This is a genomic window from Sinorhizobium sp. 8-89 (assembly GCF_030124325.1).
Classification (GTDB): domain Bacteria; phylum Pseudomonadota; class Alphaproteobacteria; order Rhizobiales; family Rhizobiaceae; genus Sinorhizobium.
The window spans coordinates 122202-138122 of the sequence record NZ_JASKLR010000002.1 but is presented as its reverse complement, the minus strand read 5'-3'; the positions used below and the strand labels follow the sequence as shown (position 1 = coordinate 138122).

The 15921-nt window shown below is 61.2% G+C and carries 12 protein-coding genes; 8 read left to right on the top strand and 4 right to left on the bottom strand.

Going from position 1 to position 15921, the window contains the following annotated elements; genetic code table 11:
* Positions 1–182: 182 nt before the first annotated feature.
* The 4 genes from QN219_RS05175 to QN219_RS05160 all read left to right on the top strand — a co-directional run bounded on the left by QN219_RS05175 (position 183) and on the right by QN219_RS05160 (position 3701).
* On the top strand, positions 183–653 hold the full coding sequence (locus QN219_RS05175; protein ID WP_283998515.1) for an Lrp/AsnC family transcriptional regulator: 471 nt from the start codon (positions 183–185) through the stop codon (positions 651–653).
* A gap of 142 nt (positions 654–795) precedes the next feature.
* A complete protein-coding gene (locus QN219_RS05170) occupies positions 796–1608 on the top strand; it encodes a glycosyltransferase family 2 protein (protein WP_283998514.1) in 813 nt (270 codons plus the stop codon).
* Positions 1609–1650: 42 nt separating this feature from the next.
* Positions 1651–2682, top strand: coding sequence for a glycosyltransferase (locus QN219_RS05165; RefSeq protein WP_283998512.1), 1032 nt, complete (start codon positions 1651–1653; stop codon positions 2680–2682).
* A complete protein-coding gene (locus QN219_RS05160) occupies positions 2679–3701 on the top strand; it encodes a glycosyltransferase (RefSeq protein WP_283998510.1) in 1023 nt (340 codons plus the stop codon). The genes QN219_RS05165 and QN219_RS05160 overlap by 4 nt, the downstream gene beginning before the upstream one ends.
* Before the next feature lie 21 nt (positions 3702–3722).
* On the opposite strand, the gene QN219_RS05155 is transcribed toward QN219_RS05160, so the two are convergent.
* A complete protein-coding gene (locus QN219_RS05155) occupies positions 3723–4778 on the bottom strand; it encodes a glycosyltransferase family 4 protein (RefSeq protein ID WP_283998508.1) in 1056 nt (351 codons plus the stop codon).
* A 164-nt stretch (positions 4779–4942) separates the two neighbouring features.
* Positions 4943–5419, bottom strand: a complete 477-nt coding sequence (greA, locus tag QN219_RS05150) for a transcription elongation factor GreA (protein WP_136505474.1) — start codon at positions 5417–5419, stop codon at positions 4943–4945.
* Between the two features lie 282 nt (positions 5420–5701).
* Between greA and QN219_RS05145 the strand changes: the two genes are divergently transcribed.
* Positions 5702–7177, top strand: coding sequence for an MFS transporter (locus tag QN219_RS05145; protein ID WP_283998507.1), 1476 nt, complete (start codon positions 5702–5704; stop codon positions 7175–7177).
* Positions 7178–7227: 50 nt separating this feature from the next.
* Here QN219_RS05145 and carB read toward each other — a convergent pair whose 3' ends face one another.
* Positions 7228–10707, bottom strand: a complete 3480-nt coding sequence (gene carB, locus QN219_RS05140) for a carbamoyl-phosphate synthase large subunit (protein WP_283998505.1) — start codon at positions 10705–10707, stop codon at positions 7228–7230.
* A gap of 389 nt (positions 10708–11096) precedes the next feature.
* Between carB and QN219_RS05135 the strand changes: the two genes are divergently transcribed.
* A complete protein-coding gene (locus QN219_RS05135; RefSeq protein ID WP_283998504.1) occupies positions 11097–12041 on the top strand; it encodes a neutral zinc metallopeptidase in 945 nt (314 codons plus the stop codon).
* Between the two features lie 46 nt (positions 12042–12087).
* On the opposite strand, the gene QN219_RS05130 is transcribed toward QN219_RS05135, so the two are convergent.
* Positions 12088–13086: an aldo/keto reductase gene (locus QN219_RS05130; protein ID WP_283998502.1), complete on the bottom strand. Its 999-nt coding sequence runs from the start codon at positions 13084–13086 to the stop codon at positions 12088–12090.
* Between the two features lie 117 nt (positions 13087–13203).
* On the opposite strand from QN219_RS05130, the gene QN219_RS05125 reads away from it, so the two are divergent.
* Both QN219_RS05125 and QN219_RS05120 read left to right on the top strand, forming a co-directional pair.
* A complete protein-coding gene (locus QN219_RS05125) occupies positions 13204–14157 on the top strand; it encodes a LysR family transcriptional regulator (protein ID WP_283998500.1) in 954 nt (317 codons plus the stop codon).
* 219 nt (positions 14158–14376) lie between these two features.
* Entirely contained in the window at positions 14377–15636 is a 1260-nt protein-coding gene (locus QN219_RS05120; protein WP_283998498.1) for a TCR/Tet family MFS transporter, read from the top strand.
* The last annotated feature ends 285 nt before the right edge of the window (positions 15637–15921 follow it).

Sequence of the window (15921 nt, the reverse complement as noted above, 5' to 3'; positions counted from 1 at the left end):
CCGTCAGGTTGCATGCTAGGCACAGGAGTGAAATTGGCCGCTTGCGGGAATGGCGGGCCTGTCGCATTCGCGGCCACAGCGCTATCGTTCTCTCGCAGATTTGGGCGGCGATTGGCGTAATCCTGCTGACGGGCATATAAGGCCTCCTTCGCAAAGGCCGATGAAAAAGGGGATGCTAGGCAATGGTCATACGCGTCGAGCTCGATGCCATCGATATGAAAATACTGCGCGAACTGCAGAGCAACGGCCGGATGACGAATGTCGAGCTCGCTGAGCGTGTGGGCATTTCGGCGCCCCCTTGTCTGCGCCGCGTCCGCAAGCTGGAGGAGGCGGGTGTCATTCGCGGCTACCGCGCACTCCTGAACGCATCCGCGCTCGGTTACGACCTCGTCGCCTTCTGCATGGTCGGCCTCAAGCATCAGTCCGATGCGAACCTGAAAGCATTCGCCGCCCGCACCGCTACCTGGCCGCTCGTCCGCGAGGCCTGGATGGTCTCGGGCGAATCCGACTTTCTGCTGCAGTGCGTGGCCGAGAACCTTGCGAGCTTTCAGGATTTCGTTATTGAGGAACTAACGGCAACCGACAATGTCGACACGGTGCGCACGATGCTGACGATCCGTCAGGTGAAGGACGCGTGCCAGGTGGAAATCTAGCCGCGGCCCCGCGGTCATCGCATCCGGCCTGCGGTCCCTGTAGGAAAGTGCTCGTGAAATCATGCTCCCGCTCGGGAAAAGTACCGGAATGTTTCGCAGGCCGGGCCGCCTCACTTCAAAAACGGTTTGAAAAGGCGTCGGCGTGACCTCCAAGCTTCCGCTTTCCGTTTTCATCATCTGCCTCAATGAAGAAGGCTATCTGGGCAATTGCATCGAAAGCCTCGATCAATGCGCCGAGATCGTCATCGTCGATTCCGGCTCGACGGACGGCACGGCGAACCTGGTACAGTCCTATATCGACAAGGGCTGGCCGATCCGCTTCATGTATGAGCCATGGCGCGGCTATGCCGGGCAGAAGCAGTTCGCGCTCGAGCAGTGCAGCCAGCCCTGGTGCTTCAACATCGATGCCGACGAACGGCTGGATGCGCCGTTGCGCAAGCTGCTGCCGAATCTTCTCCAGGCCCCCGCCGAGACGGTTGGCTGGCGCGTCGCGCGTCGCCCCTATCTGATTGGCTACGGCTACACACCGGAACAGGTGCATGAACGGCGGAACCTGCGCCTGATCCGCCGGGGCAGGGGTCGATACGATCTGACCCAAAAGGTCCATGAAGGCATCATGCCCGACGGCAAGGTCGAGAACGCCCTCTCCGGCAGCCTTCTTCATTTCCGGCCGCTGTTGATGGACGAGCAGATCCTCAAGGAAAACAAGTACTCAAGCCTGAAAGCCGACCAACAGTTTGAAGCGGGCAAGCCGCCCAGGTCCTACAAACTCGTCTTCGGTCCACCGCTTTATTTCTTTCGCCTCTATTTTCGCAACGGCCTTTGGCGCTGCGGTCTGCCAGGCTTCATCGAGGCCATGACCGGCGCCGTCTATGCTTTTCTGACAGCGGCCAAAATCTATCAAAGGCACGCTCTCAAGGCACGGTCGAATACCGACGACGCGCTTTCCCACTAGGTCAATTCCGGGAGACGTGATCCAAGCCTCGAAAGGTAACCCATGAAGGTCATGCATATTCACTTCGGCAAGGAAGGCGGGGCAGAACGATTCTTCGTCAACCTCGTCAATGCCCTGCATGACAGGGGCGTCGAACAGCGTGTGCTCATCCGGCCCGATCGCAGTTGGCGCAAGGACATCGAAGGCTGCGCGACGATCTACGAAGGCATCTTCCGCAGGGTCTCGCTTTCGCGGTTTCTTCTGCAATGGAGAATGCGGCGCATTCTTCGCGATTTCCGGCCTGACGTCATCATGGCTTGGCAATTGCGGGCAAGCCGCTTCATGCCGGCATACAAGGACGCCATGCGTATCTCTCGGCTCGGCGATTACCCCGAACATCTCGGCTACTACACCAATGTCGAGACGCTGGTTTGCATCACGCCGGACATGGCCGCGAAGGTTCGCGAACTCGGGTGGAAGCGTGGCGTGGAGGTGATTGCGAATTTCACCCGCGCGACACCGGTCGCTCCCATTGCGCGCAAGGAGATGCAGACACCCGCGGACGCGTTCGTGGTCGTCGGCATGGGCCGATTTGTCAAACGCAAGGGCTTCGACGGGCTGATCCGCGCGATCAAGAAGGTCGACGGCGCCTATCTTTGGCTCGTCGGCGACGGGCCGGAGCGCGAGCGGCTCGAACAGCTGACAAATGAACTCGGCGTCGACGATCGCGTGCGTTTCGCAGGTTGGCAGACCAACGCCTACGGCTATCTGGCGGCAGGGGACGCATTCGCCATCAATTCCTCGCATGAACCGCTCGGCAACGTCTGTTTCGAAGGCTGGGGCGCGGGCAAAGCAACGATCTCCTCGCGCGCGGAGGGGCCATCCTGGGTGATGACCGACGAAGTTGATGGCCGGATCGTGTATTGCGGTGCGGGCGCACGCCTAGCGAACGCGATCCGTCGGCTGCGCGACGATCCTGAGCTTCGGGAAAGATTGAGTGCCGGCGGCCGCGAAACGCTACGTACGCGCTTTTCCGAACAGGCGATCAGTGATGCCTACATTGAACTCTTCTCCAAGGGTGCGGCGCAGCGATGAAGGTCATGCACTTCCATTTCGGCAAGGATGGCGGCGCCGAGCGTTTCTTCGTCCATCTCGTCAACGCGCTCGCCGAACGCGGCGTGGAGCAGACGTCGGTCATCCGACCCCGCCGTCTTTGGCGCTCCGAAATCGAAGGCGCGACCAGGATAATAGAAAGCCACTTCCGGAACCTGTCGCTGGATCGCCTGCTGCTGCCGCGCAAGGTGATGCACATGGCGCGGCGGGACAGGCCGGACGCCCTGATGGCTTGGGCGCCCCGCGCCAGCGAATTGATGCCACCTTACAAGGGATGCATCAGGATTTCGCGCCTCGGCGACTATCCGCCACGCCTTGACTATTTTCGCAACACGGACTGCCTCGTCTGCAACACGCCGGGCATCGCCGAACATGTTCGCAATCTCGGCTGGAAGCACGACGTCGAGATCATCTCGAATTTTACCAATACCGAGCGCGTCGAACCGGTCAGTCGGGCGACGCTCGACACCCCGGAGGGAGCCCCTGTCGTCATGTCGATGGGGCGCTTTGTGGAGCGCAAGGGTTTCCACACGTTGATCGCGGCGATCGCCAAAGTACCCGGCACTTACCTTTGGCTGCTCGGCGATGGCGAGGAACGGGCCAACCTCCACAAGCTCGCAACCGATCTCGGCGTCGCCGGCCGGGTGCGTTTCGCCGGCTGGCAAAAGGATACAAGGCCGTTTCTCGCGGCGGCCGATATTTTCGTGATGGCGTCAAGTCACGAGCCGCTTGGCAATGTCATCCTGGAGGCCTGGGCGCAGGGAACGCCGGTCGTCTCGAGCCGCTCCGAGGGGCCGCAATGGTTCATGCGTAATGACGAAAACGGTCTGATGGTCGACATCGGCGACGCGGATGGTTTCGCGCGTGCGGTGGAGCGGATCGCCAACGACCAGGCATTGCGGACAAGCCTTGCCAAGCGAGGGCATGAGACGCTGATGACACAGTTCTCCAAGCAAGCGATTACCGACGCCTACCTGAAGCTCTTTGCCTCGAAGCGGTAGCCGTCCCCGACAGCCATTGCGTCAGTGCATCAGGCTTTCATAGATGGTGCCTATTGCGCGCGCTTCGCCTTCGATGGCGAAACTCTTTGAGGTCCGCAACGGGCCATTGGCGCCAGCGGCTGCAAGTCGCGGCAGATCGTCCATGAAGGCGGCGGCGCCGTCGACCATGGCGTTCAAATCGCCGGGCGGAATGACGATGCCTGTTTCCTCGGCACCGTCGGCAATCAACTCCGCGAAAGCGCCGACATCGGTTGCCACCACCGGAACGCCGCTTGCCATGGCCTCCAAAGGTGTCAACCCGAAGCCCTCCCAGCGTTGCGGCGCTACGAAAAGGTCGAGCGCCCGGTACCAATCGGGAATGTTGGTGTGTTCTCCGACAAAGAGTATTCGATCCGCAAGGCCCGCCTTCGCAACCCGCTGCTTCAATTCCGCCTCGAAGGCGAGATGCTGTCCGGTCGCGCGTCCGGCAACGACGGCGCACCACTCGGGCCGGCTGGGGAGCAGGGAAATCATGCTGTCGACGAAGAGATCTGTGCCCTTCTGGCGGCGCACGCGCCCGAAACAGCCGGCGAATTTCTTGGTCGGATCCAGTCCGAGCACTCGTTTTGCCTCGGCCTTGTCGGTCGCCGGCCGGAAGCGCTTGGTATCGATGCCGTGCAAAACCACGGTATTCGGCACGTGCAGATAGGCGGCCGTCTTGCCGCTGGTGGCAATCACCGCATCCATCCGGCCAATAAGGAACTTGCTCCACCGCGTATGCCGGCGTTGCGAGGCGGAGGTGAAAACGATCCTGATTTTCATGCGCAGAAGATCGCGCAGGATGATGGCCGGCAGCATTTCGACATTGCGGCGCGCATGCCAGACACGGCATCGCCGCCCCGCAGGAGCCTCCCACAGATGTACCAGATCGCGAAATCGGATCGATGGCAATGTAGAGGGAAGCCCGGGGCCAAGAACCGCGATCTTCTGGCCGAGCGCACGCTGGATCGGAACGAGCTGAATGATCGTCGACGTGACGCCGGAGAGGCGTTGCTTGAAATTGGGCGCAATGATCTCGATGTCCCGGATATCGGCCACTTGAGCGCTCTCCTCGCGCATACGACAATCATCTTTTATAACGGGAAGGGACAGAGCGAGCCTCACGCCCTTTGAGCGGGATAAGAGCAGCCCGCCGAGGCTTGCGAGCATCGATCACGTTGGGTAGTCGGCTCAACCCAAAGTCATCGTGCTCGCGGAGCTCGTCAGCCCCAGTGAATGGCGAGGATTTCGTAGGCCTTGGAGCCGCCGGGCGCATTGACCTCGATCGAGTCGCCGACTTCCTTGCCGATCAGCGCACGGGCGATCGGAGAGGAAATCGAGATGCGACCTGCTTTGACGTCGGCTTCCTGGTCGCCAACGATCTGATAGGTCTTCTCCTCTTCGGTGTCCTCGTCGACGAGCTTGACCTTGGCGCCAAACTTGATCTTCGACCCGGACATCTTCGAGAGATCGATGACCTCGGCGCGCGCAATCAGATCCTCGAGTTCGGTGATCCGGCCCTCGTTGTGGCTCTGCGCTTCCTTGGCAGCGTGATACTCAGCGTTTTCCGACAAGTCACCGTGGGCGCGAGCCTCGGCGATCGCTTCGATGATTCGCGGGCGTTCTCCCTGCTGGCGCCAGCGCAGCTCTTCCTGCAGATTGGCGAACCCACCCTGTGTCATCGGCACTTTGTCGACCATTTCATCATCCTTCATCAAGCGCACGCGGCGCCACCTTTCGGCAGCGCCAACGCAAAAGAAAACGGTCGCCGGCGCGCAAGCGTCGGAACCGTCCAAAACATCCGAACCGCACTTATAGCAGAAAGCCAATTGCCATTGCCAGATTTTTCGCCCCGCGCCCTGCGTGCTGCGGGGCTGCCAAAGACAAAGCAACGCGGCTACAAAAAGCGACTTTACCTCAACCGCGGTTGAGGTTGTAACAGTTCCGCTTCCCAATGTTCTGCATAGGAAGTGCAAAAGAAAATGACCTCAATCGAAGACAAGGAAACGTCCGGGGGCGGTTTATCACGGCAAGATACATCGGGCTGGCGCGAGTTGCTGGGGCCCGGACACCTGACGGCCACGACAACACTCTGCCTCGGTGTGGCGCTTTTTGCATTCAACGGATTCTTCGTTTCGACATCACTGCCGACGGCCGTCGCGGAGTTCGGCGGTGCCGCGCTGCTCTCCTGGGCCTTTACGCTCTACCTCGTTTTCGCGATCCTCGGCGGTACCCTCGCAGCCGATTTGAAGTCGCGGTTCGGAGCACGAAACGTCCTCGTGGCCGCCGCATTCGCCTTCGTCGCCGGGACTCTCATTGCGACGTTTGCAAGCAACATGCAGACCGTCCTCGTCGGGCGGCTGTTTCAAGGGTTGGGCGAGGGGATCATCGCTGCGGTCTGCTACGCGCTGATACCGGAGCTTTTCCCGCCGCGCCTTGTCCCGAAGGTATTCGGCGCCGAAGCCATCGTCTGGGCTGCGGCCGCTTTCGCCGGACCGCTGATCGCCGGAGCGCTGACAGAATATTGGAGCTGGAGGGCGGCCTTCTTCGTCAATGTGCCAGCGGCGGCGATATTCATCGCCCTTGCTTTGGCGATCGTGCCGCCGAGCGAGAAGTCCGCTTCGAACACGACGGGCATCCCCATCAGGCGCGTGGTGGCAGTTGGCGCCGGAATCCTGCTGATCTCGATCTCGAACACAGTGGAAAACGAACTCGCAATGGCCGGCCTGCTTCTGTCAGCAACGATCATCCTCTACGCCACCGTCCAGATCGACCGGCGATCCGATCACGCCTTGCTGCCGTCGGACGCGTTCGCCACGAACAGCGCTCTTGGAACCGGACTTTGGCTGGTGTTGTTGATGCCGCTGGCACAGGCATGCGGTTCGGTCTACCTGGTCTACGCCCTACAACATCTCTGGGATCTTGGACCCACCGCGGCAGGTTTCGCCAACGCCGTCATGGCCATGTCCTGGAGTCTGACCGCCGTTTTCGTCGCCAGTCTGCGGGCACGAGAGTTGCGCGACGCGCTGACCTGGACAGGCCCTTTGTTGCTCAGCATCGGGCTTGCCTTGCTGACGCTCTCGGTCGGCGGCGGTTACTTCTGGGTGGTCTTTCCGAGCCAGGTCGCAATCGGCGCCGGCTTCGGACTTTGCTGGGGAACATTGAGCCAATTGTTGATGGAGGTGTCGCCGCCCGACGAACGGGACAAGACGTCTGCACTCCTGCCGACGCTCCAATCCGCAGGCTATGCGATCGGAGCGGCATTCTTCGGACTGGTTGCAAACGCTCGTGGCTTCGGCGAAAACGCAAGGGACGCCGCGATCAGCGACGCCATGCTTGCAGTTTTCGCGGTTGGATGTGCAATCGCCGTGCTGTCGTTCTACTTCGGAATCAGAACCCAGCGCCTGATCATGCAAACCGTTCGAGCGAATGAAGAGATGGCGCGCCAGCCCGCCTGAAGTCTGAATATGCGCGCCCCTTTTTGTGGGCGCGCATATTCAGGTCGGGATCAGAAATAGCTCTGCAGCGGACGGACCTCGAGATTTCCTGCCTTCAGCGCCTTGATCGCAAGTGCTGCTGCTTCAGCGCCGGCCATCGTGGTGTAGTAGGGCACCTTCTGCATCAGGGTCGCACGGCGAAGCGATTTCGAGTCGGAGATCGCCTTGTTGCCATCCGTCGTGTTGATGACGAGTTGGACCTGCCGGTTGCGGATTGCGTCCTCGACATGCGGCCGGCCTTCGAGAACCTTGTTGATCTTGGTCGCGGCAATGCCGTGCTCGCCGAGGAAGCGCGCCGTGCCGCCGGTCGCCATGACCTTGAAGCCGATGTCGGCGAGAACGCGGATTGCCGGCAGCACGCGCACCTTGTCTTCATCGCGAACGGACACGAAGACCGTTCCATCGCGCGGCAGATCGACACCCGCGCCGAGCTGCGACTTGGCGAAAGCGAGCGCGTAGTCCGTGTCGAGACCGATGACTTCGCCGGTCGAACGCATTTCCGGTCCGAGCAGCGTGTCGACGCCGGGGAAGCGAGCGAAGGGGAAAACCGCCTCCTTGACGGCGATGTGCTTCAGATTGCGCGGATCAGGCTTTTGGCCATAGGCAGCAATCGCCGTCTCCAGCGCTTCGCCCGCCATTACACGTGCGGCGATCTTCGCGATCGGCGCGCCGATGGTCTTTGCCACGAACGGAACCGTGCGCGACGCGCGCGGGTTCACCTCGAGCACGTAGATCGTGCCGTCCTTGATGGCGAACTGCACGTTCATAAGGCCGCCGACATTGAGCGCCTTGGCAAGCGCGGTCGTCTGACGTTCGAGTTCGTCGACAAGCTCACTGTCGAGTGTGTGAACTGGCAGCGAGCAGGCGGAGTCGCCGGAGTGAATGCCAGCTTCCTCGATATGCTCCATGATGCCCGAGACGAAGACCTCGCTACCGTCACAGAGGCAGTCGACGTCCACTTCGGTTGCATTCGTCAGATAGCTGTCGAAAAGCAGCGGGTTCTTGCCGAGCAGCGTGTTGATCTGACCGGTCTTGTCGTTGGGATAACGCTGCTTGATGTCCTCCGGCACGAGCCCCGGCACGATGTCGAGCAGGTAGGTCTGCAGCATGCTCTCCGAATGGATGATCTGCATGGCGCGGCCGCCGAGAACATAGGACGGACGCACGACGAGCGGAAAGCCGATTTCCGCGGCGACGAGGCGGGCCTGCTCGACGGAGTAGGCAATGCCATTGTTCGGCTGGTTGAGATCGAGCTTCATCAAGAGCTTCTGGAACCGGTCACGGTCTTCGGCAAGGTCGATCGCGTCAGGAGCCGTGCCAAGGATCGGAATGCCGTTCTTTTCCAAGGCCTCTGCCAGCTTCAGCGGCGTCTGACCGCCGAACTGCACGATGACCCCGTGCAACGTGCCGTTTTCCTGTTCGGCGCGCATGATCTCGATAACGTCCTCCGCCGTCAGAGGCTCGAAGTAGAGCCGGTCGGAGGTGTCGTAATCGGTCGAGACCGTTTCCGGATTGCAGTTGACCATGATCGCTTCATAGCCGGCGTCCTTCAGCGCGAAGGCGGCGTGGCAGCAGCAATAGTCGAACTCGATACCCTGGCCGATGCGGTTCGGCCCGCCGCCGAGAATGACGACCTTCTTGCGCTCGGAAACCTGGGCTTCAGAGCGCGCGGTGCCGACGAAGGGCGTTTCGTAAGTCGAGTACATGTAGGCAGTCGGAGACGCGAACTCCGCCGCGCAGGTATCGATGCGCTTGTAGACCGGGCGGACGTTCAGCGCATTGCGACGTTCCGCCACCTCCTTCGGGCGCTTGCCCGTGAGCGTCGCGAGGCGGGCGTCCGAGAAGCCCATGGCCTTCAGCATGCGCAGGTTTTCGGCATCCTGCGGCAGACCGTGCTCGCGAATGCGCGCCTCCATGTCGACGATCGCCTTGAACTGGGCGATGAACCACGGATCGATCTTGCAGGCTTCGTGCACCTCCGCCTCACTCATGCCGAGGCGGAGCGCCTGGGCGACCATGCGCAGCCGGTCCGGCGTCGGCGTGCCGATCGCCGCGCGGATCGCGTTGCGGCCGTCGCCGTTCTCGTCGAAGTCCGGAATGTCGATCTCGTCGAGACCGGTGAGCCCCGTTTCGAGACCGCGCAGCGCCTTCTGCAGCGATTCGGCGAAAGTGCGCCCGATCGCCATAACCTCGCCGACCGACTTCATCGCGGTCGTCAGGGTCGGCTCGGCGCCCGGAAATTTTTCGAAGGCAAAACGCGGTATTTTCGTGACAACATAGTCGATCGACGGTTCGAAGGACGCCGGCGTCGCGCCACCGGTGATGTCGTTCTCCAATTCGTCCAGCGTGTAGCCGATCGCCAGCTTGGCGGCGATCTTGGCGATCGGGAAGCCGGTTGCCTTGGAAGCCAGCGCAGAGGAGCGCGACACGCGTGGGTTCATCTCGATGACCACAAGTCGGCCGTTTTCCGGGTTGACGGCGAACTGGACGTTCGATCCGCCGGTCTCGACTCCGATCTCGCGCAGCACCGCGATCGAGGCGTTGCGCATGATCTGGTATTCCTTGTCGGTCAAGGTCAGCGCCGGCGCAACCGTGATCGAGTCGCCCGTATGCACGCCCATCGGGTCGATGTTCTCGATCGAGCAGATGATGATGCAGTTGTCCACCTTGTCGCGGACGACTTCCATTTCATATTCCTTCCAGCCGAGAACCGACTCCTCGATCAGGACTTCCGTCGTCGGCGATGCATCGAGGCCGACGATCTCAAAGAATTCCGAACGGTTGTAGGCTATGCCGCCGCCGGTGCCGCCGAGCGTGAAGGAGGGGCGGATGATCGCCGGCAGACCGACATCGTCGAGCGCCTGCGCGGCAATCGCCATGGCGTGGTTGAGATAACGCTGCTTGCGGTCGCCTTCGCCGAGGTTCCACTGGTTCTCCAGTTCGTCGAGCGCGGTGTCGAGTTCCGAACCGGCGAGCCGCGCTTTCAGCGCCGCGCGCTGCGCCTCGTGCGCCTTTCGATCCTGGTCCTTGATGTCGGTTGCGTTCGCAAGCCGAGACTTCGGCGTCTCGAGACCGATCTTCGCCATCGCTTCGCGGAAAAGGGCGCGGTCCTCCGCCTTGTCGATCGCTTCCGGCTTGGCGCCGATCATCTCAACATTGTAGCGGTCGAGCACGCCCATGCGGCGCAGCGAAAGCGCCGTGTTGAGCGCCGTCTGCCCGCCCATCGTCGGCAGGAGCGCATCCGGGCGTTCCTTGGCAATGATTTTGGCGACCACTTCCGGCGTGATCGGTTCTACATAGGTGGCGTCCGCCAGCCCCGGGTCGGTCATGATCGTGGCCGGGTTGGAGTTGACCAGGATGACCCGGTAGCCTTCCTCCTTCAGCGCCTTGCAGGCCTGGGTACCGGAGTAGTCGAATTCACATGCCTGGCCGATGACGATCGGCCCCGCGCCGATGATGAGGATCGATTTGATATCTTGGCGCTTCGGCATGGGCTCTCATCCGTTTCTAGCTGCGCGAAAAACCGGCCAGGGTGGGAGGTCACCGGCCGGGGCGCGCATTTATGGTCTTTTCAGGCTAGAAGCGGCTTATAGGCAAATGTTTCTGCAAGCGGAACCCCGAAAATTTCTGAATCGACAATAAAGCGAACATATTTGCGATAGCCGTCTGCATACCGTGGGATGACCATGGAGATTGGAAATGCAAGCGGATTCCCGGCACGGCTGGACCCGGCTTCACGCCACCGCGATCGGTCGCCAGGGGAAAAAAGGCCAACCGGATGAAACGAGACCGCCGCGATAGCGTTTTACAAGAATCGTCGCTCGGGCATATAGAATCATTCAACGCATTAAGCGCCGATGCGACGCTTGGAGGAAAGATCATGGAATGGAAGGGCCGCCGCCAATCCGGAAACGTTGAAGACCAGCGTGGAGCGGGCCGCGGAGGCGGTCTCGGAGGCAGTCCGTTCGGCCGCGGCGGCGGGTTCCGCTTGCCCGGCGGCGGAGGTGGCATGCGTCGCGCCGGCGGGGGATTAAGTTTCGGCACGATCATCTTTCTCGTCATTCTCTATTTCGTGCTCCGGGCCATGGGCATCGACATGCTCCAGGTCCTTGAGGGCGGCGGCCAGATGAACATGCCCGGCTTCGAGCAGAGCGACGGCTCGCAGGTACCCCAGGGCTCGGCCGAGGAAGAAGAGATGAAAGCCTTCATGGCGACGGTGCTCGCCGAAACGGAAGACACCTGGAACGGTATCTTCCAGGCGAGCGGCGAGCAGTATCAGGAACCGAAGCTAGTGCTGTTCGATGGCTCCGTCCGTTCGGCCTGCGGCTTTGCGTCGGCCGCCTCAGGCCCGTTCTATTGCCCGGGCGACCGCAAGGTCTATCTCGACATGAGCTTCTTCGACGAACTCGCTCAGAAGTTCGAGGCCACCGGCGATTTCGCCCAGGCCTATGTGCTGGCTCACGAAGTCGGCCATCACGTGCAAAACCTGATCGGCGTCTTGCCGAAATTCAACCAGATGCGACAGCGCATGAGCGAGGTCGAGGCAAACCAAATGTCGATCCGCGTCGAACTGCAGGCCGATTGTTTTGCCGGAATCTGGGGCAAATACACCGAGCAGAAGGGCCTGTTGGAACGGGGCGATCTGGAAGAGGCACTGAACGCCGCCACACAGATCGGCGACGACACGCTGCAAAAGCGTATGCAGGGCTATGTGGTCCCGGAAAGCTTCAACCACGGCACCTCGGAGCAGCGGATGAAATGGTTCCAGCGCGGCTTCGACAGCGGCCAGATGTCCGTTTGCGACACTTTCTCCGGATCCGTCTGAGCGAAGTGCCCGGACCAGCCGCTAGGACCGGTCCGGGTACTTCCGTTCAGCCGTGTCGCTCGCTATCGAGGTGTGCAAGGTGCGCCTCCGGATAGCGGGCACCAGCCGCAGCATCTTTCGGTACGGCACGCTCGATCGCCGCCAGGTCGTCCGCATCGAGGCGAACGGCCTGCGAGCCGAGCGCTTCGGCAAGCCGGTCCCGGCTCCGCGCACCCACAAGCGGCACGATATCGGCACCTTGCGCGACCACCCAGGCGATGGCTATCTGCGCGACGGTAACACCTTTTGCGCCGGCGACGCGGCGCAGTGCTTCAACGAGTGCCAGGTTCCGATCGACGTTGCCTTCCTGGAAACGGGGGCTGACGGCGCGGTAATCACCGGGCTTTGCTGCATCCTTCCGCCAATGGCCACTGATCAGGCCGCGCGAGAGAACGCCATAGGCCGTGACGCCGAGACCAAGCTCGCGGCATGTCGGAAGGATTTCCTTCTCGATCCCGCGAGAGATCAACGAATACTCGATCTGGAGATCGACGATCGCATGCACGGTCGCCGCACGCCGGATCGTCTCCGGGCCGACTTCCGAAAGGCCGATATGACGAACATAGCCAGCCTTCACCATATCGGCGATGGCGCCGATGGTATCCTCGATCGGCACATCGGGATCGAGGCGGGCCGGCCGGTAGATGTCGATGTAATCGACGCCGAGGCGCTGCAGCGTATAGGAAAGGAAGTTACGCACTGCCTTCGGCCGCGCGTCGTAACCGATCCACGCGCCGGTAGCGTCTCGCAACGCGCCGAACTTCACGCTCAACTGCACCTGATCGCGATTGCGCCCCTTGAGCGCTTCGCCGATCAGCATCTCATTGTGACCCATGCCGTAGAAATCGCCGGTGTCGAGCAAGGTGACACCCGCATCGAGCGCGGCATGAATGGTGGCGATGCTTTCCGCACGGTCGGACGGACCGTACATGCCCGACATACCCATGCAGCCAAGCCCGATTGCCGAAACCATGGGACCGGATTTTCCAAGCGAAACCGTATGCATCTCACGCTCCTTCGATGAAAGCCTTTGTCGGCTGTTTCGTTCGCCGCCATGTTTACTTCAGGTCACACTGTGCGATAATCGACGACACACAAAACAGCTTGTCCGAAATTTTGTACAATGAATGATCTTCCGCTTGCGGATCTCGATGCCTTTGCCGCGGTCGCGCGGGAGCGCAGTTTCCGTACCGCTGCCCGCAAGCGCGGCGTGTCGGCCTCTGCGCTCAGCGAAGCGCTGCGGCGGCTGGAGGGGCGGCTCGGCGTGAGACTGCTCAATCGCACGACCCGCAGCGTCACGCCGACGGAGGCGGGGATGCGGCTGCTTGAACGCCTGTCGCCGGCGCTTGGAGAGATCGCCGGAGCGCTCGATCAGGTGGGCAGCCTGCGTGACAGCCCTGCGGGCACGCTCAGGCTGAATGTGCCGACAATCGTCGCCCGCGAGATCCTGCCGCCACTTGTCGGTCGCTTCCTGAAGGCCAATCCGGCAATTACGCTGGAGGTGACGGCAGAGGATGGCTTCATCGATGTTCTCGCCGCCGGATTCGATGCCGGCGTGCGCTACGAGGAACGGCTTGAGCGAGACATGATCGCCATCCCGATCGGCCCGCGCGTGCAGCATTACGTCACCGCCGCTGCCCCGGATTATCTTGCCCGGCGTGGCACGCCACAACACCCGCGCGACCTTCTCGAACACGCCGCTATCCGTCACCGTTTCCCAAGCGGCGTTGCCTTGACGTGGGAGTTTGGAGAGGGCGATGCCGCCCTGACCATCGCACCGCCGGCGGTCATTCTGGCCAACGCAATCGATCTCGAAGTGGGCGCAGCGGTTGACGGTCTCGGAGTGATTCGAACATTCGAGGAATTTCTGGCACCGGAGATCAAAGCAGGGCGGCTCGTGGCAATTCTCGACGAGTGGACAACCAGTTTCCCCGGCCCATTCCTGTACTATGCCAGCCGTCGCCATATGCCGGCACCGCTCAGAGCCTTTGTCGATTTCCTGAAGGCGGAACAGCGGCGTTCGGAAAACGTCGCTACAGCGCCGCGCGTCCAATCAGACGCGCAGAGGTCGCTTTAGAACTTTGAATCTGTATGATTTTTGTTCTTAACTCGGTTCCGATTTAAGGAATCATGCAGTAGCACGCCCCCCGCAAGGCATCAGCGGACGCGATCGTTTCGATCATAAACTTTGAAATGTTCACGCATTGTTTCGATTTTGACAATGCGATACACCTTATTTGGTGACGTCGTTCACGTTCTGTCTCCACACTGGCGATGGACAGCGGGGAGGGGCTTCATGCTCGACAGGAAATTCGTGCGGCGCGGATTATTTCTCGTCTTTCTCATCCTCTTTCTCGACATCATGGGCATCGCCATCATCGTGCCGGTGCTGCCGACCTATCTCGAGGAACTGACCGGCGCCAACGTCGGCGAAGCGGCTATCGACGGCGGCTGGCTTCTGCTCGTCTATTCGGCGATGCAGTTTCTCTTCGCGCCGCTGATCGGCAACTTGAGCGATCGCTTCGGTCGGCGACCGATCTTGCTGGCTTCCGTCCTCACTTTCGCGATCGACAACCTGATCTGTGCGCTTGCAACGAGCTATTGGATGCTTTTCATCGGGCGCGTCCTCGCCGGGATTAGCGGTGCCAGCTTCGGAACGGCGTCGGCCTACATCGCCGACATCAGCGACGACAGCAATCGAGCAAAAAATTTCGGATTGATCGGCATCGCCTTCGGCACCGGCTTTGCGCTCGGCCCCGTCATCGGCGGCTTCCTTGGCGAGTTGGGCCCAAGAGTGCCGTTCTACGGCGCTGCCGCTCTTTCGTTCCTCAATTTCATTGTCGGCCTGTTCCTTCTGCCCGAGACCCTCGACCGCGCAAACAGGCGGCGCTTCGAGTGGTGGCGCGCCAACCCGCTTGGCGCGCTCAAACAGATGCGCAACTATCCCGGCATCGGCTGGATTGGTCTTGTCTTTTTTCTCTACTGGCTGGCCCATGCGGTTTACCCCGCCGTCTGGTCGTTCGTCTCTTCCTATCGTTATGGGTGGAGTGAGGGGCAGATCGGATTGTCGCTCGGAATCTTCGGCGTGGGCGGAGCGGTGGTCATGGCCGTTGTCCTGCCGCGCGTCGTAACGAGGTTCGGAGAACGACGAACGGCCGCGCTCGGTCTCGTCTTCACCGCGCTCGGAATGGCCGGTTATGCGGCCGCGTGGGAGGGATGGATGGTGTATGCCGTCATCGTCGCGACTGCACTTGAAAGCCTGGCGGATCCGCCGTTGCGCAGTATCGCATCGGCGCATGTCCCGCCGTCGGCCCAGGGCGAATTGCAGGGGGCGCTCACCAGCATTTCCAGCATCACGACAATCGTCGGGCCGCTGATCTTTACGCAGATCTTCGGATATTTCACGAGCCCGACAGCGATGTACTCGTTTTCCGGCGCGCCCTACGCCTTGGCGGGCTGCCTCATTGTCGCGGGCCTTACGGTCTTCCTGCTGCGGGTGCGGGCTGTTCCTCACAGGGCGTTCCAGGAGGGAGTGCCGAAACCAACGCAGGCCTAGACCCTGCGGGCTGACGGCGAGAGAGCAACGCCTTCAAATTGATCAAATTTCTTGATCGTTCGATGAAAAATTGAGCAGTCAGGCCTTTCCCGCTGGCACTTTCGTCGGTGCTGCTCTATCTCGGGTAGTTCTTCCACCGAGTTTGCAGCCGATCTGCCGCAACAGAACGGGATGAGGAAAGAATGTGAGCGGTCTTCCGCCCGCATCCCGCTCTAACTTTTTGAAATCGATGACATTTGTGATTTTGGATGCGTCCAAGGTCATGAACGTGATCTGGAGCCAGGT